The organism is uncultured Stenotrophomonas sp. (genome assembly GCF_963519125.1).
Lineage (GTDB): Bacteria > Pseudomonadota > Gammaproteobacteria > Xanthomonadales > Xanthomonadaceae > Stenotrophomonas.
Genome location: NZ_CAUQLJ010000003.1, coordinates 1 through 17,333, shown reverse-complemented (window position 1 = coordinate 17,333; position 17,333 = coordinate 1). Strand labels below are relative to the sequence as shown.

The 17,333-nt window shown below is 61.0% G+C and carries 13 protein-coding genes; 4 read left to right on the top strand and 9 right to left on the bottom strand.

Annotated features, from left to right (window positions below; all coding sequences use genetic code 11):
- Nucleotides 1–1,585: 1,585 nt before the first annotated feature.
- The 6 genes from RYM47_RS02920 to RYM47_RS02895 form a co-directional block, all read right to left on the bottom strand.
- A complete protein-coding gene (locus RYM47_RS02920; RefSeq protein ID WP_315385965.1) occupies nucleotides 1,586–2,551 on the bottom strand; it encodes a hypothetical protein in 966 nt (321 codons plus the stop codon).
- The gene (locus RYM47_RS02915) at nucleotides 2,548–4,437 is read right to left on the bottom strand and encodes a hypothetical protein (RefSeq protein ID WP_146027616.1); all 1,890 of its coding nucleotides are present in this window, start codon (nucleotides 4,435–4,437) and stop codon (nucleotides 2,548–2,550) included. The genes RYM47_RS02920 and RYM47_RS02915 overlap by 4 nt, the downstream gene beginning before the upstream one ends.
- Nucleotides 4,434–4,982, bottom strand: a complete 549-nt coding sequence (locus RYM47_RS02910) for a hypothetical protein (RefSeq protein ID WP_146027615.1) — start codon at nucleotides 4,980–4,982, stop codon at nucleotides 4,434–4,436. The genes RYM47_RS02915 and RYM47_RS02910 overlap by 4 nt, the downstream gene beginning before the upstream one ends.
- A 779-nt stretch (nucleotides 4,983–5,761) precedes the next feature.
- On the bottom strand, nucleotides 5,762–5,995 hold the full coding sequence (locus RYM47_RS02905; protein WP_102789238.1) for a hypothetical protein: 234 nt from the start codon (nucleotides 5,993–5,995) through the stop codon (nucleotides 5,762–5,764).
- Between the two features lie 862 nt (nucleotides 5,996–6,857).
- The gene (locus RYM47_RS02900; RefSeq protein ID WP_146027614.1) at nucleotides 6,858–7,496 is read right to left on the bottom strand and encodes a Pycsar system effector family protein; all 639 of its coding nucleotides are present in this window, start codon (nucleotides 7,494–7,496) and stop codon (nucleotides 6,858–6,860) included.
- Nucleotides 7,497–8,201: 705 nt separating this feature from the next.
- Nucleotides 8,202–9,734 carry an adenylate/guanylate cyclase domain-containing protein gene (locus tag RYM47_RS02895; RefSeq protein ID WP_315385958.1) on the bottom strand — a complete coding sequence of 511 codons (1,533 nt, stop codon included), beginning with the start codon at nucleotides 9,732–9,734 and terminating at the stop codon, nucleotides 8,202–8,204.
- A gap of 136 nt (nucleotides 9,735–9,870) precedes the next feature.
- Here RYM47_RS02895 and RYM47_RS02890 point away from each other — a divergent pair, with 136 nt between their 5' ends.
- Together RYM47_RS02890 and RYM47_RS02885 are read left to right on the top strand one after the other, a co-directional pair.
- Nucleotides 9,871–10,791 carry a TIR domain-containing protein gene (locus RYM47_RS02890; protein WP_102789235.1) on the top strand — a complete coding sequence of 307 codons (921 nt, stop codon included), beginning with the start codon at nucleotides 9,871–9,873 and terminating at the stop codon, nucleotides 10,789–10,791.
- A 2-nt stretch (nucleotides 10,792–10,793) separates the two neighbouring features.
- On the top strand, nucleotides 10,794–11,372 hold the full coding sequence (locus RYM47_RS02885) for an adenylate/guanylate cyclase domain-containing protein (protein ID WP_174704360.1): 579 nt from the start codon (nucleotides 10,794–10,796) through the stop codon (nucleotides 11,370–11,372).
- Here the strand turns inward: RYM47_RS02885 and RYM47_RS02880 are convergent.
- The 3 genes from RYM47_RS02880 to RYM47_RS02870 are packed head-to-tail and all read right to left on the bottom strand — an operon-like array spanning nucleotide 11,339 to nucleotide 16,038.
- A complete protein-coding gene (locus RYM47_RS02880) occupies nucleotides 11,339–14,332 on the bottom strand; it encodes a Tn3 family transposase (protein WP_315385955.1) in 2,994 nt (997 codons plus the stop codon). The two genes, RYM47_RS02885 and RYM47_RS02880, sit on opposite strands and share 34 nt — an antisense overlap.
- A gap of 24 nt (nucleotides 14,333–14,356) precedes the next feature.
- Complete coding sequence (locus RYM47_RS02875; RefSeq protein ID WP_005413373.1) at nucleotides 14,357–15,628, bottom strand: site-specific integrase; 1,272 nt, start codon at nucleotides 15,626–15,628, stop codon at nucleotides 14,357–14,359.
- Nucleotides 15,625–16,038 (bottom strand): helix-turn-helix domain-containing protein, encoded by a 414-nt coding sequence (locus tag RYM47_RS02870; RefSeq protein WP_315385951.1) that lies wholly within the window; start codon nucleotides 16,036–16,038, stop codon nucleotides 15,625–15,627. Before RYM47_RS02870 ends, RYM47_RS02875 begins: the two co-directional genes overlap by 4 nt.
- Nucleotides 16,039–16,143: 105 nt before the next feature.
- Here RYM47_RS02870 and RYM47_RS02865 point away from each other — a divergent pair, with 105 nt between their 5' ends.
- Both RYM47_RS02865 and RYM47_RS02860 read left to right on the top strand, forming a co-directional pair.
- A complete protein-coding gene (locus tag RYM47_RS02865; protein ID WP_074058976.1) occupies nucleotides 16,144–16,761 on the top strand; it encodes a cation transporter in 618 nt (205 codons plus the stop codon).
- Nucleotides 16,758–17,114, top strand: a complete 357-nt coding sequence (locus tag RYM47_RS02860) for a hypothetical protein (RefSeq protein WP_074058977.1) — start codon at nucleotides 16,758–16,760, stop codon at nucleotides 17,112–17,114. The genes RYM47_RS02865 and RYM47_RS02860 overlap by 4 nt, the downstream gene beginning before the upstream one ends.
- Nucleotides 17,115–17,333: the final 219 nt, after the last annotated feature.

Here is a 17,333-nt window from a genome sequence, read left to right as displayed (position 1 = left end):
AAACCCTTAGCAGCTGGGTCAAGCTGTTCGTCGCAGAGATTTGACGGCAAGCTAAGTCACTGATTTCTTGGGTCATAATTCTATCGCAACGCCACAATCTCCATGATCCAACGCAGATCTTTCTGTGCCTAGGATGCCAGTCGCAGACATTCCTTCCACTGGAAGGTCAGATGCCGACAATTCCGCCCTTCGGAGATCCGATGCAGACAATTCTGCATCTCAACGAACTAGTAAGGGGCGGTCCAGGTTTGGCACGGAAGGATCCTCCATCCACTACACCTGACCGCCGGCTCTGCTTCGCTCCTTGCGGGCGCAGCCCAGCCACGCCAGAGTCAGAAGGCACGAGCTCCTTCTATGTCTGATCAACACCACTGGGCGGATCAGTGCGGCTTCATCATCGGTAGCAGAGCCGTCAAGTCGGCCGAGCAAGTGAAGGGCGGAGCTCGCGAAGCCGCGACCCAGTACCCGTTCGTATGCCCGCGCCAGGGCCTCGATCGCAGGGTTGTCAGACGGGAGGAGAGACATTGCCTGCGCGATCTCTCTTAGGACCGCCTGTGTGGGCCTACCCAATACACGGCCATCCAGGAACAGGTGCTCGCGGACTCTGTAGGCGGGGAGCAATACAACCGAAGCGCGCGAGGATGGCTGCCCCCCACCTTCCGAGGCCTCAGGCAAGCCTAAGCAGGCTCGCTCACGTGCCGAGAAGGTCGACTCGCGGAACTTCGCCGCAACTGAGGCCGTGATACGCGCCATCGGTCTTTCAAGCGCCTGAGGAAGCTCAAGAAAGAAGTCACGACCTGGCCCCATGGACGGGGCAAGGCGCGAGAACGCGGCCTTCTGGGAGCGAGCTTCGACGGATTGCCCATGACGTACGGTAGACGCCCTGATGAGCACGTCCGACGAGGCGTACTTCGGTCGGTACCAAGGGTAAGCCCTGCCGCGAAACAGGACTGCCGCCTCCTCGGCGGACGTCAGATCATCTCCCACCCCGATCAGCGTTCGCCGACCTCGACTCGCCCCGGCCCAGCGAAGGTATCGCTTTATCCAGCTGCCACGAAGGTCCTCGATCCTACCTTCTTCGTCAAGGGTATTCCGGCTCGAAACCGGGTCATGCCCGCATGGGCATAGTAGGGGAGGGGCATCGGAGCGAAAGCCATGCCATAGCGGTCTCGAGCAATGGTCGCACTGAGATGAGAGGGGTTGCGAGTGCCACGGACACCGGTTGACCCAAGGCATCTGGAACAACATCGAGTGATACCCAGTTTTCATGCACTCAGTACACCCCGACAGGTATGGACGCCAGTGCGTCGCAGAACCGCCGAATGCTTGCCAAGCAGTTGGCTGCCACAGTGGCGCGAGGATAGACGCAGCAGGAATTCTTGCCGCAATCGAAGTTCTGGCCTTTGCAGAGAGACAGAGCTGACGACACAAATCCTCGGTGTACCTTGGGCGAATGCCGAACGCACCATGACCATCACTGCAGTAAAGGCTATTGAATCTCAGCGTCTGAACAACGAATCCGAACGGGGAAATGCCGGCACTCCACGCTGGCGGTAGGTGGGCTACAGTTCTGACCTCACTGTCGCTATCCATTGATGCCTCCATCTGCTGTGAAAGTCAGCGCTCCCGATTCGCCATCAAAGGCAGCAAGATCCGAGAAGGCGACCGACATTTCAATGTCACTAGACGTGACCTCCTTGAAGCCAATTTTGCAGATGACCCTGGTCGCCAAGTAGTACGCAATGAGGCGCATAGCCTTGAGAGGCCACTCATCTTGACTGGAGTGCCCGGCTGCGGCGCGACAGCTGCAACCGGCATTCCAGATCTGCTCACTGAAATGCCGTAAACGGAACTCCCCGTCGTAGAGCTCTGGCGCAAGGCTCCTGGGCAAGGTAACGCCGGCTCCGGCGCTAGCCTCTACCTCGTCCTCGAAGCGCTCCAAGAACGTCTCAACGTCCAGGACCCCTCGAATTCCATGCAGGCGATGGTAGCGGGTCAAGAAGCGCCCACGGACCTGAGGTGTGACCGTGGTTCTATTGATCTCTTCGCGCCGGCTGGAAGTGTGATTGTCCTGAAACAGGAAGATGACAAAGAGCGAAATGCCCTTCTTCTCCAGCGCGTTATCGATTGTAATGAAATGTTGAAAGGCGGCTTGCTCCAGCAAGTTTGCATCATCGGCGATGAAGAATAGCGATCCGCCGCCTGCAGACCTGAGCATCAGATCAACGGTATTAACGATCCTCTCGATCTTTCGGTCAGCAGCCTGGTGGGAGATCACTTGTGAGCCGAGCTGTGAAATGAACCAGTCCAGGAATGCGGACTCTCCAGGACCAAGCACCCGGAGGTTTGCCTGCTTGGCCACGTATTTGCATTCTGTCCATTCAGTGTTTGCGCAGATGAACTGCGCGAGGGTACTTTTTCCGAACCGGGTCAGCGAATGAAACCCGATACCGCGGTAGTCAACCTCAAGTGCGGAGATGATCTTGGTCAGAGCATCTTCCATGCCGCGGGTCGGGATGATGGGCTCTCCTTTGTAGTTGAACGTTGTCATTGCTTCGGCCCCTTCCTGCCCAAGTTGACCCGGCCGGTAATGGGTACGAACAAGTCCTCAGCAGGTGCTCGCTGTTGGCCGGTCTCGGCCAAAGGCAGTGTCGTTTCCTTAGCCACCGGTGAAGCCTCAGATGCCGCATCTAGGTCACGCCGGTGTCGCGTTGCTGCAAGCGCAGCGCCGTGCTCTGAGCTGAAGTTCCTTCTTACATGCTCCCTGTACGCGATGACCGCATCTTCTGCACCACTGATCTCGAAGCCATCCGTTCGGCTTCGGCGTTGGATTAACCGCCTAAGCGCAAGGCTATGCGGTGAGCGACCCCAAGGGCGGAGCGCCCTCAGGACTACGAACAGCTCTCCTGACGCGGTGTATAGATGCAAGAACCTTCCATCGTGGATGTCGACCTCTGCCGCGAATTTCTGGCCTAACAAGTCCCACCTGTTCTTCATTGATGCGGCTCGATACTTCGCGTGCCCAAAGCGCGCATAGGGCTGACGCCTCTTACGTCGATCTCCACGAATGGTTACGGAGAAGTTGTGCTTCGAAAGTGACCGAGCCCGATCCTCGTGATCCTTGGTGGCAAACAGCCATCCGCCAGACGCTGCAAAAGACTGAAGCGCCTCGACTGGCGTGCGGTTCTGGAGCGTGTTGATCGGCGATATGTTAGAAGCCGCGATCGTGACATCCATGAGATCTTCGAGTGCCGTGGGCTGCATTGGGAAGTTCTCGAATTTGTAGCCATTCGTTTTGGTCGCATCGGACAGCTCGCCCGCCGGCCGGAACCCGCCTGGCAGCTTTCGGACCACCGCTTCTTCCATCCGCTTGTTCCACGCTTCGAGGTGACCACGCGTTTCAGGAACATGGCTATGCCCAAGATGAATGACACCCATCAGCTCCGACGCCATTCGCAACCTATTGACCTTCAATTTGTGAGCCATCGCATTGTCGACACTCGTAATTGCTCCCGTTGCCACAAATCCAATGACGGACAAGGATCCGATGCACGCCCCTGGCTCATAGTTCATTGAGGGCACAACGAGGTCACGAACGGACCTTTCTCGCAAGCTTTCTGCGCATGCCGCGTTGAATTCGGTTCCGTTGTAGTTGGTGGAGAAGGAGAGCCACCAGCTAGAGCAGAGCCGCATCAGCGCGAAGTAGCCGACTATCAACCACGTCTTCGTGATCGTTTGGAAGAACGGGTTCCCATCCGCGTCCTCGCCTTCAACATTGAAATTCGTGTCCAAAGAGTGTCCATCGAACTGCACCCAGTCACCCATCTGTAGCGCAAACACTTCGTTCAGCTGGCTGGCTAGGGTTGCGTCCTCTATCTCGAAGCCATCATCTACAAACGGAGAGCCTTGACGCAGTCTTTTTAGGTACTGCAGGACGCTTCTCCTCGCACATGATTTGTCGTTAGCTGGATAGCGATCTGCCGGAACCGACTTCTGCACAGTCTTCTTCAGTAGTTTGAAGAATCGATCAAACTTGGGGCTGCGCTCATTTCTCGAAGGCAGTGGGCCGGCGTAGCCTATGAGCATTTCTTCGAATTCCGGGAGCTTTCTCAGGAACGAATTGAATGCTCCCGGTCCCGCAGCGGCTGGAAATTCTGCGGCAAGGCGTTGGCTGGTATTTCTTACTCTGTATGGCAGGCAGGCGCGCCAACCCCACGGCCGCCCATCTGGGGACGTCTGCTGTGTGTTTCGCAGCGTCAATGCAAGCGTCTTGGCGTTCAGCCCGTGACGCTTCGCGACCGCAGCGATCGAGGAGCCTGCGACGACGGCATGAACTGCGTCAACGCGAGCCTGGTAGGACTTGAGTTGGTTTGAGGTCAGCCCTTGAGGACTAAGCAGATCCCAGGACAGTAGCTCCTCGCGACTCACCCCGCTCATGGGTTTGCTCCCAGCGTAACTGACGACGAGGTCCGAAGCCTCTCATTGAAGTTGATCGCCAGGTCCCCGCGATGTACCAGAAGACAGGTCGCACTGCGAATATCCCGCCAATCGAACGTCGGGCGCAGGCTCGTTTCGATTGCATGGAAAGAGCTGACGGGGTGCCTTCTCATGTGGGTCATCACTGCGTCAATGAAGACACTGATTCCTCGCGACCGTCTAGCTGCCTGCACATAAGGAAGCAGCTCAAGTCGCGTGGCATTGGCCACCCGTGCTGCAAGAATGGACTGCAACTTCCGGATTGCAAGATCCAAACCCGCACGCTGTGAAGCTTCCATCAGTTCGGCGCAAAACTGCTGTTCGGCGCGGAGCGCCGGAACAGTGGCGGCGGCCTGTCTGCGGAATACGATGAAGCTTTCGGTGCCACACTTCCTGGAGATCCAGAAGCAGAGCTCAACATCTCGGCCACGCACCAGTAATGTTCTAGGGCGCTCAACGTAGGTTGCCACGCTTGGATCAAACTCCAGATCCAGCGCCAAGGCCAAGCGGCATGGTTCCACGACAGCAACCAGGCGTTGGTTATTCCTTGGTGACTGGTAGTAGTAGGCGTCCAGTCTGGTGGATTCAGAGGGCGTGAGTGGGCGAGCGGTGTACGCCTCCTTGCTAGACGCGGGCGGGGTGTCTGATGAGGTGACTGAAGGGTGGGGAAGACTAGCCATGACGCCTCTCCCATTGAATCCCTAGCCGGTGGCCGGCAGGGGAGGCGGTGACCGGAGGAGCGGCAAGGGCATGGCACCGAAACTGAAAGAAGCGAGCCGCGTACCCAGCTAGCCAGTCATGGTGACTGTTCGCGGCAGTCATCACGGGGTAGTGGCGGGTGATGCCGCGCAGAGTGGCGACTAGCCGGCTTCGGCGTACAGGCCAAGCGGCATAAGAAGTTTCGGTGGGGCGCAGGTTGGGGTGATTGACCCGAGCAGTGTCGAACATTACCGGGCAGGCAGCTCCTGAAAGCATGGTTTTCTCCGGATTAGGTGCACGGTGGCACCACACCGCGAGGGACGGGGCGGGCCAGGGCGCAACCTTCACTCGGGTCGGCATATGCCGGCCCATGTAAAGGCAACACCTGTCTGGCCGACCATCACTGGCGGCTTGACTTCGCGGAAGAAATGAAGGAGCCTAAACCTGTTGGTGTTTAGTACTTCCTACCTCTCGCTCTTTCGAGAGGCTAATGCCCTCGTTGACGCGGGGGCATTGTCATTTCCAGGGGTCAGAGAGGGCGGTTTCAGCTCATGCTCAGGGCTTCCTGGTGGGTTGGGAAATGCGGCTAGCCGCCGGACGATGCCTTCGCAGAATCCACGAAGGCGGCAACATCGACAGTGTCGGCAAACCAGCCGCGGCGCTTGGGCAGCAGGAACATTTGGAAGGGCAGCGACCCGCGTGCGCGCGCCTTGGCCAACGACGCAGTGCTCTTGTAGCCAAGGATCCTTGCGGTCTGGGCCGCAGACAGAACAGCGCCGAAGGTGCGCAGGTACTTCGTTTCGAGCGAGTCTTCGGACATCTGCCGTACTCAGTCGTGGTCTGGCCGCGCAAGGTCGCGCACTGACAACAACTCTACTCGTGCGCGCAACCCCCTGCAATATGGCTAACATATTGATTGCAATGCACTTAATTGCGGGCAATTAGGCGTGGAAGCACTTTCAAATCGCATGGTTGGGAATGCGAAATTGCGCCGGTTGGGCTTTCAAAGCTTGAAAGCTTGCGGTTGAGTTCCTCGTGTCATTAGCGACCGCTTGTGAGGAGCTAGGAGACACCCCGGTAGCGTTCGACTCCTGCAACGTTCCGAAAAGCGATCTCCCTTGAGGAGCGCCCCCCCCATGGATAGGGCATCCAGAGCCGGTGCTTAGCCGGAAGATCAAATCAGAAAGCATGATGCACTGGGAATCGCGGAGTAGAGGGCGGCGTAGAAGACGCAGTCGAGCAGAAGACTCGGACGCCGGGTTGTGAGGTGCTTTGGGCCGGAAGTTGTCCTCCGCCAAACGCGGGAGGAGGCATCCAGCTTCATGATTAGGATTCGTTATCGGGGGTAGGGTAGATGCCCACTTCTGGCCGAAGTCGGACATCTGCGAGATGGATTGCCGCCGCTGGGACGTATGCCGGCGAGGGCGACATCACGCACGCCGCTTCCCTCGATCCGGTGAGGCAGTCGTTCCATGGACGTACTGTCGAGCTGGTGGCTCGATGGGGTGCAATGGCGATGGATGAGGACTGTATGAGGGAAAGACCCTGGCGACCGTCGGCCCTCTTGTTTCCCGAAAGCCAAATGCAATGGCTGCCAAGGGGTGACGCCCCCACCTGATTCGAGGGGGATTCATTCAATCAAGGTGCCATGGTGCCGACTTTACCGGATCGATAGCGTGCTGCTACTTTACAGGCGGTGGCAGCAGGGTAATGAGCGCCATCCAAGGTGCAATGGTCAGGGCGGTAGCGAGGTAAGACCTCTTCAAGCACTTGAACTTAGCGACCAGGATCTTGGAATTCCTCCAGCATTGGCCCAACACGTCGCGCTCAAACCCATCCAGCGTTCTGGTTTCACACGCGCGCAGGAACTCAGACTCGGTCATTTTTTCGATTCGACTAAAGAAGATCAGCGAATTGGATCCGCCGCGAAGATCGGGAAAATAGCCCAACCACAGGTTCCAGAAGCTCAAAGTGAGGGGCGTCAGGAACAGCACGCCAACGACTGAAACAAGCAGGGTGAGATCTTCTGGCTTGGGGATTCGGGTGGAGAGCATCGCCAGCATGCCCAGGTTGATGCCCAGACCCACCGATAGCTTCGTGTCCACTCGCGAGAAGAAGCCAAGAACGAGTTGAAGCTGCTGCCATGCAGCGTTAACGCGGTCGCTTTGATTTGGCTGGCGGTCGCCAGTATCTCGAACTTCTTGCATGTTGAGGGTTCTCTTTCTTCGTGCATCCGACTTGCTTGCGCCGGATGGCGTTGCGAAGACCGCATGTCTCCAAGGTCCCGCAGCAAGCCATTCCCGCTGCAGCGCATTGATCAAGGAAGGCCCTGTCGGCTAGCGCGCAGCGGTGCCGCTCCAGGACATAGGTCGCCAGAGCTTCGGCGTGGTCCGCGCATTCCGCTGTCGTGCGCTTCGGTCGGCAACCGCAGGGGCAGGCCAGCTTTCCGGAAATCAGGGAATTGCTGCGAAGTGAAACGCGCGCAATCAGTTGATCGCCACGCCACAGCTCCAGTCGACGCTTTCCCGGCCGCACATCTTGCCGGACTTCGAACAGACCGGCTTGCGCCGCCGCCTTGAATTCTGGGCCCAGGCATTCGGCCGCCTGCTCCGCGATAGCTTGATGCTTGGCCGCGTCGCCATGGGCGCGGCCGTTTTCTGCACCTGGGAAGACCCTGCGTACATTCGCGCTGATTTGATGGGCCAAGAATCGATACACCGTCGACCACCACTGTCTGGCTGCCGCTTCGTCGATAATGTGCCCCGGCTTACCGTCACCCCATCCCAGGCAGAAGCTTTGGTTGGGGTTGATGTGTCTGTCAGGGCAGAATTGCGGAAGTTGGTGGTGTCCTGGGGCTTCCTTAGCAGACACGTGCTCCCCGGCGATGGAGATCGCCAGGGTGAAAACATGCACAGCCCCGCCTGGACGAGTGACCGAGATCTCAGCCCTCCCTCCGCCTGCGGCGCGATGCAGCGTGGCACCGTAGTCCGATGCCACGCCTTGCAGCAATTCGAAGGCCAACGCCATCAGTGGATATCTGAGTGCGGGCGGATCGGCTGTTCAAGGCCGGGAACCACCGCGGGGGCCGCCTCTGCGTAATGGGCCGCCAACACCGCCTTGGCCACTGGGTCACCCGACGCGGCCAGTTCTTCCACCGCTGCCGCGTAATCGAGGTTGGCCACCTTTCGGTCAGATGCGAACACTCGACGAACTGCGTCGGTACCGGCGTTGTAGGCCTTCTCACCGATCGCGGTCTGCACGCCATCGCACTGCCGCTGTTCGGCCTCCGAGGCCAGCACCGCCCTGCCGGTTGCGCAGCGCACCAAACTGCCCTTCATTCCCAGCCGGGACAGTGCCAGCGGCCCAAGCTCAAAGCCGATGGCCAGACCCAGCTCCTCGGTGATCGAACCCTCGGAGTTCAAGTAGTCAATGGCCACGGCGAAGCTGCTGCGAAGTGCGCCTGCGCACTGTACAGCTGTACTCACCGTCGCTTCGGTGTCGGTCTCCTTTGAGGTACCTTCCAGCAGCACGCCTTGCAGGCAATCGCCGATAAAGCGAATGCGCCGCCCGGCAAAGTCCAAGTGCACTACCGCATCCAGCTCTGACCGCAGCACGTGGAGAGCGCGTACCAGATGCTGCGGATCCTCATCCAGATGCTTATCTACGAAGTTGGTGAAGCCGTCGATGTCTGCATACAGCGACACACCCTCGAAGCGCTTGGACTTGGCAGCGCTAAGCAGGCTGAAGTCCAGATCGGAAATCGGCGGGGTAGGGCGGCTGAATTCGAATTCGCCAATGGGCAGGTCCTCCTGCTCCTCCTTCCAGAGCTCTATGATCCGCGTCTTGGAAACGCCCAAGCCTGCCGCCTCAACGCAGGCCGCCACCTGATCCTGGGTCAGCGGCGTGGTGCGGTCTTTGTCGCCGCTCAGCGCCGGCAGCTCGAGCAGCGCCCGTGCACCATGGGTGAGGTAAATGCCCTCCGCCACGCCATGGCCGGCGCACTTGGCGGCCTGATTTGCCGGGGAGCCCAGGAAGAGCGGCTCGCGGCTGGCGCGGCGACCGTTGTTGACGGCCAGTGCCAGCCCGCTGTCGATACCCACACGGACCTTTGCATTAGGGATGTGCTCATCCGTATCGCCCGTTTCGGCCAGAACGTCGATGGTCAGCTGGGCAATGGCCACCGCGCGCTCGATCCGTGCGCGCTCATCGGCATCGCCATAGGGCTTGGTGACCACCGCATGCAACCGTTGGTTGTGGAAATCCACGCGGACCGTCTCACTCTCGACCAGGAGGCGGTGGACGGCGCGGTAATGCTGATTCAGGAAGCGGAGAGCGCGCTTGTGGCACGTTTCCCCTTCAACATTGGTGCAGTTGAGCATGTCCTGCAGATTGACGATGTCGATGTAGACATGCGCGCCGTTAACCCGATAGGCGCGGTTGACCGCGATATTGTCCAACGAGGTCTCGCGCGTGTAGTCACGAATATCGACCTTACGGACTTCCTCGTAACGCGTGGTAAGGCGCTTCTTGGTGCGGTCTTCCTTCCAGCTATGTCCCATCGTCCTGCTCCCTGCGGCCAAATGGAGACCGAGCCGGAGCGGGTCGCGTCGCTCTCGGGCCGGGCACCAACCGGTTTTCGGCTGGTTCATTTGTCGTATATTGGGAGCCAGTTCACACTTTCAAGGGAGGGAAGGTATGGGGGCGAGCATTATCGAGCGACTTTCTGCCGACGGCGGCAGGCGACTGGTGGCGGCCTTGGCCGAGTTCCGCACCCTGGCGGGGCTGGAGGCTGCTGCCACGCAGCTGGCTGAGGCCGGGGAACTGCTGGAAGTCGCGGCTGGCGCGTCCTTCATCACGCAAGAAGATGCCGAAACCGACGTGTTTTTCATCGTTGCCGGTGCGGTGGACGTGATCGTCAATGGCAAGGTGGTCAATACCCGCCGAGTCGGGGAACACGTGGGGGAGATGGCAGCCATCGAGCCGACCCAGTTGCGTGCGGCCACCATTACCGCCACCGAGCCCACAGTGGTGTTGAAGGTGCCTGAAAGCGATTTCAGTCGCGCTGCCGATGCACACCCATTGATCTGGCGGCGCTTGGCAGCTGCTCTGTCGCGCCGGCTGAAGGAGCGTAACCGAATGATTACGGCCCCCCGCGAACGGGTCCGGGTCTTCGTGATGTCCTCGGTGGAGGCGCTGCCGGTCACCCGCCTGCTGGTGCAGCATTTCGAGCACGATCCCTTCCTGACGGTGGTCTGGGACCACGGCGTTTTCCGCGCGGCCAACTACACCCTTGATGAGCTGGAGGCCCAGCTGGAGCAGGCGGACTTTGCAATTGCCGTGGCGCATGCCGACGACATGGTGATCAGCCGCGGTGACGAGTGGCCGGTCATGCGCGACAACGTCGTCTTTGAGCTGGGCATGTTCATTGGGTTTCTGGGACGTCGGCGCGCCTTCCTGATGGAGCCGCGCGAAGACAAGCTGAAGCTGCCGAGCGATCTGGCGGGGCTGACTACCGTTCCTTACCGATACAAACCTGGTGCCGATGCCCGTGCCTTGCTGGCACCGGCGTGCGAGCAGATCCGCGCCCGGATTCTCGCCGCTGGACCGAGAGACTGACCATGACAGTGCTGGAAGAGATGACGGCAGCAGTGGAAGCGATCACGCAAAACCAATGGTCAACCCGACAGGGCCAGGTCGTGCCCGATCCTGAGGATCTGCGGCTCGGCAACGACGCAGTCGAGTTTGATCGCGCCACGGTCCTGTACGCAGACCTTAAAGGCTCCACCAAGATGGTCGATGCCGAGCATTGGTGGCTGAGCGCGGAGATCTACAAAGCGTTCCTGCATTGCGCCGCCACCATCATCAAGAAGGAGGGCGGCAAGATTACCTCCTACGACGGTGACCGCGTCATGGGTATCTGGGTCGGTAACCGGCAAGCCACGCCAGCGGCCAAGGCAGGGTTGAAAATAAACTACGCGGTCAAGAATATCGTCGTGCCGGCACTGCGGCGCCAGTATCCGCACTGGGCCGGCACCGTGAAGCAGGTGGTCGGAATCGACAGTAGTAGAGGGTCGGCAGGGAATCGTTACGTACAGGGCCAAAAACCGCCTAAGCGATTGAAACAAAATCATAATTTCCTTGTCCCGATAGCGGATCTCCCCGTCTATGGGGCCTGTTCAAGGACTTTCGCTGTATAGCTCAGCGGCGCCACTTCCCTATCAAGGTCGAGATGGTAGTCGCCGAAGCGATTGATGTGGCTGGTCCGATACGGCGACAGGCCGGCCAGGATCTCGGGCGTCAGTTCAATCCCCTCCTTCCGCATCTCAGCCAAGGTGCGGCTCATGCCCTCCACGTTGTGGAGGATGATCATGTTGGCGACCAGCTGGCTGTACTTGATGATCTTGCGCTGCTCGTGTTGGACGTTCTCAGCAATGATCCCCTGGCTGCCAAAGAACACCCATTTCACGAAGCCGTTGTATTCCTCGCTCTTGTTGGTGGCAGCATGGATCGTTTTGCGGATCTCATTGTCATCAATGTAGCGCAGCAAGAACAGCGTTCGAACGGCCTTGCCAAGTTCCCGGAAGGCGAAGTACAGCTTGTTCTTCCGGCTGTAGGTGCCCAGCCGGCGCAGGATCGAGGACGCGGTGATCTTGCCCAATCGGATTGAGATCACCACCCGCAGCATGTCGTGGAGATGGGTGGCGATCAGTTGCCAGTCGATGCTGTCCCCGAACAGTGCCTGGATGTTCTTATAAGCCCTACCCGGTTCGGGCCGAAAGAATGTCAGGTCCTTGATGTTCCGGATCCGGGGCATCAGCTGGATGCCCAGCATGTGGGCCAGGCCGAAGACCGGATAGCTTTGGGCCTGCGTGTCGCCATGGACGATCTCAGGCTGGATGTCGGAAGTGTTGGCCAACAGACCGTCGAGGATGTAGATGCCCTCGTGCACGCCACAGGGAATGAAGTGGCTGAACGGCGCTACGTATTTGTCGGACACGTGGCAGTAGCCGATGCCACCGTAGCCGCCGTAGCGGATGTGATACTCCGACAGCAGGTTGTCCTCGTAGACGCTCCACTTCGTGCCATCAGCTGATGCGCTCTTGCCGCTGCCCCAATAGCCAGGCAGGTCGAATCTGTTGTAGGTATTGATGACCTCCACGATGGCCTTCTCAAGCACATCCTCGGTCACGTATTTCAGGTTGAGCCAAGCGACTTGGCGCCGGCTGAAGCCCTTGATCGACCGCGCCGTCTGCGTCGGCCCCAGGTTGCAGCCATAGCAGAATAGCGTGGTGATCACACGTCGGGGCAGATCTTCGACCTGGCTCTCGGTGCCGGCGATCGGGCGGAAGAAACGGTGCAGATCCAGCCATTGGCTGGCATCGATCAGGACATCGACGATGCTGGATTCTGGAAGCCGTTCGGCGATGAGGCGATCCACCGTGGTAATCGCGCTGGAGACTTCGGCGCGTTGCCCCTTCCGCAGCACCAGGCGCCCATCCAGGATGTCCGCATGTACGTTCTCCGGGAAACGCGCGTCGACCTCATCGGCCAGGGAGGTCAGTTGTGCACGTAATCCCGCCACGAAAGACTCGGCGTCGGTGGGCAGGCCTGACACCTGGCCGTAGGCTTCCAGTTCCTGGGCCAAGGTGGCTTCATCGACCAGCTGCTCACGGTAGTCATCAAACCGTTCGCTGCTGGGAATGAAGAGATCTCCGGACTTCAGTTCGTCCTTGACCTGCACCAGCACGGCCAGCTCGAAGTACTTACGGTGCATCCAGCCGGCGCCGGCTGCACTGGCCCGCTTGCCGAACACGTGCTGACACCAGAGCTTGGACATCCAGTCAAAGTCCTTTTCCGGGTCCAAACCGAGGGAGGCGACCTCGATCAGCTCACGGCGCTGGTTGCGCAGCGAGAGCACCGCTGCGATCAGCGGCTCCATGCCGGCGTCGTGGCTGGTCGCCCGAAGTTTCATCAGCTCCAGCCCATTGAACAGCAGCGGCCTGACCGCGCCATAGGGCTGCAGCATGAAAGGCAGGTAGTTCTTCCCGGCGTAGGCCATATGTTCTTCGCATTCGGCCAGCAAGGTCGACACTTCCGCTTCCAGGCTGTTGTCGATGGCATCCACGCGCTGACTATCGCTGCCGTCTAGCTGATAGGCCTGCAGGATTTCCTTGAGCTGGCCGATGAGGAAGTCGGCCCGTTTGGCATGTTCGAGCTGGTAGGCCAGCAATTTCTGCTGGGCCGTGTTCTCCAGCCCGCGCACCTGCTTGATGAACAACTCGGCTGCATCATCCAGTGTCTTGGCATGCTGGGCGCGAATGAAGATGGTGGCCAGCGCATAGCGCTTGTCCGGAGCCAGTTCGGCCAGCTCGCTGGCGTCATAGGCCCGAGCCATTGCACGGAACTGCTTGAGCTTGGGCACCGGCACATCGATGGGAGGCAGCTGGTCGGCCAACTGCTGCAGCATGCGGATGTGCTGCAGGTAGAACCGAACTTCCTTGTTGGTGGGCCGGCCGGGCTCGCGCTTGAGTGATTGCCAGCCGGTGAACCTGGACCCTTCCGGTGCGCGCAGCAGTTCGTCGATGAGCGTGCGCGTGGCAGGCGTCAGCGCGTGGCTGATGCTGCGGTAGTAGCCCAGATTGACCCGCTCACGGGCGCCGATGGCGGCCAGCTCCAGAGTGCGGAAACCGGGCAGTTCGTAGCGATGGTGCACCAGCTCTTCGAGCAGGACGTTCACGATGTCCGGGATGGTGTGCTTGGTCTGGGCTGCTCCGGTGGCCACTGTGTCCAGCCAAGCCAAGCCCGATTTATCCAGGGGACGTACCCCGATGAATTGCCGAAGCTGCGGCATATGCCGGCGCTGGCTGCCGGAAGCGTCGTAGCGTTCGAGCTGGTCGGTGTCCAATACGCGCCCGAGTCGGGCGGCCTTGGCGATGTGCTTCCGGATCCGCTCGGGTACGTCGGCCAACAGCGTGAAGTAGCCCAAGCGTTGGAAGAGCTTGAGATGAATCAGTTCCGCCAGCTGCGGACCCGGCTGGGTGGTCAGCTGCTTGGCGAATGCAATCTCAGCGGCGGTCGGGGTATAGATCTCCTCCAGTTCCTTGGCGGTGGGATCAGGCTTCAGTCGCGGGTAGGCGGTCTCGTGAAGGGTAGCCATTGGATCCGGAGGGTGTGAGGGGGATCAGTCCCAGTGCCGGCCGTCGTCTGTACTGAGCGACGCTTCCAGGAAGCACTGGTGCGTATCGGCCATGCGGTGCATGTCATCGAGCAACGTGGCCAGGATTTCATCCAGATCCCTTTCGGGATCGGTGGGAGCAGTCAACTGGTACTCGCTGCTGGCGGTGTTCAGGCGCACAGCCTGGAACGGGGCCAAGCAGATCTCTTCAATTCGGCCTCGGGCCTTGGCCGCGCCGCGGCCCGTGCGGGCAAACGGGGTCAGCACCATGCGCAGGCGCAGCTGCAGGGCCGATTTGCCCTCCGGCGCCGGCAGTGCCATCGCCGGTACCGGCACGGTTGGACTGGGCAGGCTTGCTTCAATGCGGTCCCGGGCAAACGGGTCACGCCCGTCCAGGTAACGCATGGCCGACTGCACATCGCGCCAGCCCACGTACTCCATCAAGGCCTTCATGTCCCAGCCTTGGTCGTTGGCCCAGCTGGCAAAGCCGCGGCGCAACGAATGGCTGCTGTGGAGCCCCGCATCGGCAAAGCCTGCACTGGTCAGCAACTCGCGCAGCAGGCGCACCAAGCTGTTGGGATGCAGGCCTTCGGCGCTCACCTGGCCCCATTGGTTGACTGCCCGAAACACCGGCCCTTCTTGCAGGTCGGCCGCCTGCAGCCACGCCTGGGTCGCCTCCACCGGACATAACCGCGACAGCGCCGGCACCTTGTAGGTGACGCCGGCTGCTTGGCGATCACCCTTGCTGCGTGGCAAGAAGCAGGTCATCCCCTGTCCCGGCACCAGCGTGAGATGGGCCACGTCCAGACGCAGCAGTTCATCGCCACGGAATCCCCGCCAGAACCCGAGCAGCACCAGCGCTCGGTCTCGTTGATGGCGCAGCGCCGCCGGCCCATCGCCCCGGGCATGTGCCGCAGCGATCGCCGCGGCCAGCCAGTCATCGAGCTCGACCAGCCGCCGAATCTGGAGCGGCGCGGCTTGCTTGACCTGGCCCGGGTGCAGGGTCTGGATGCCTTTGAGCACCTTGCGCACCAGCGGCGATCGGGTCGGGTCGACAAAGCCGTGGTCGCGGTGCCAAGAGGCGATGGCCGCCAGACGTTGGCGGAGGGTGCTGGTCGCCAAGGTCTGCGCATAAGCGGCCAGGTACCGGGCCACGCTGTCAGGTGTCGCTGGGAGGTGGCCTTGCCATTCAACCTCGAAGTGCCGCAGCGCCGACGCATAGCTGCGCACCGTGTTCTGGCGCGTGGCCGCATCGAGGTAGCGGTCCAGTTCGGTCACTGGCGCGTGGCCTCCACCGAGGTCGTCTGGCGCAGCGTCGACAGGATGGTGCATTCCGCCCGCTGCCCGCCATGGCAACTGGCAATCACCCGTTCCAGCTCGCTGGCCATGCGCTGCAGGTCGGCCATGCGGGCGCGCACGTCGGCCAGATGGCTGCGGGCCAACCGGTCCACGTCCCCGCACGAAAGCTCCTCATCGCCGGCCAGCTGCAGCAGGCTGCGGACCTCCTCCAGGCTGAAGCCTAGGTCCCGGCCGCGCGCAATGAAGCGCAGCCGCTCGATGTCGGCCGGGCCATACACCCGGTAGCCATTGCCCGAGCGCCCCGGGCGCGGCAGCAGGCCGATCCGCTCGTAATAGCGGATCGTCTCCAGGTGGCATCCACTGGCCTCGGCAGCCTCACTGATTTTCATTCGTAGGACGCTTGACTCCGTAGTAGCTACGGACTTTACCCTCACCTGCTGTGTCATGCCAGCGGCCCGCCCGGGCCCGGCTTCCCTGCGACTGGAGATGTTCCGATGAGTGATTGCGGCTGCCACCACCAGGCCAAGAATGCGCAGGAGCGGCGCGTCCTCTGGATCGCCCTAGCGTTGAACGCGGCGATGGCGGTGATCGGCGGCATCGCCGGCTGGATTGCCCATTCCACCGGCCTGCTGGCCGACGCCTTGGATATGCTGTCCGACGCCACCGCTTATGCCATTGGCCTGGTCGCCATCGGGCGCACGGCTCGCTTCAAGGCCAATGCCGCTTGGGTCAGCGGCAGCGTGCTGCTTGTGTTGGGTGTGGGCGTGTTGGTTGAGGTCGGCCGTCGCGTGATGTACGGCGCCGAGCCGGTCAGCGGCTGGATGATTGGCACCGCCCTGCTGTCGCTGGCGGTCAATATGACCGTGCTGCGCATGCTGGCGCCGCTAAAGTCCGGCGAAGTGCATCTGCGAGCGACGTGGCTGTTCACGCGGGCCGATGTGGTCGCCAATGTTGGGGTGATCCTGGCCGGCCTGTTGGTGTGGTGGCTGGCCAGTCCGTATCCGGATTTCGTTATCGGAGCCCTGATCGGCCTGTATGTGATCAAGGAGGCCTTCGAGATCTTGGGTGATGCCCGCCGGGCACGTGCCGACGCGCGCAAGACAGCTGCATGACCGCCCTTGGCCGGCTGCGGACTGGCCTACGCTGGCTGCTGCTGGCGCATCTGGCTGTGGGCCTGGTGGCACAGCCGGTGCTGGCCCTGGTCGGCGAGCTGCATGCCCAAACCCACCTGGTCACTGCCGACCGCGGCCCGGCAGTGGCGCCGCCAGCTTCCGAGCGTGGCGCAGACGCAGCCCTGCACCGGCTTCAGCAGCTGGTGCTGTGTTGCGGCCAGGCCGCGCCAGCGCCTGAGATCCTGCTGGCCGTGGCGGACATCGGCCGGCATTTTCCGGTGATCCAAGCCAACACGCGCTCTTATCCGCACGAGCATCCGGTCGCGCCTTTCCGGCCTCCGATCGCAGGGTGATGTCGCCGGCAGTGCCGGCCCAGCGACCCGCTGCTGCGCGCGGTGGTGATCGTTTGTTGATATCGAAACCTTTCGGAGTACTTCCATGCATGTGCGATTGGCGGCCTTGGCCGCATGGCTGCTGTTGGGCAGCGCGGCGACGACGCCGGCGGCGGCCGCCGAGTTGATGACCTTGGACGACGCGTTTGCACGCGTGGCCCAAACCCACCCCGAGCTGCG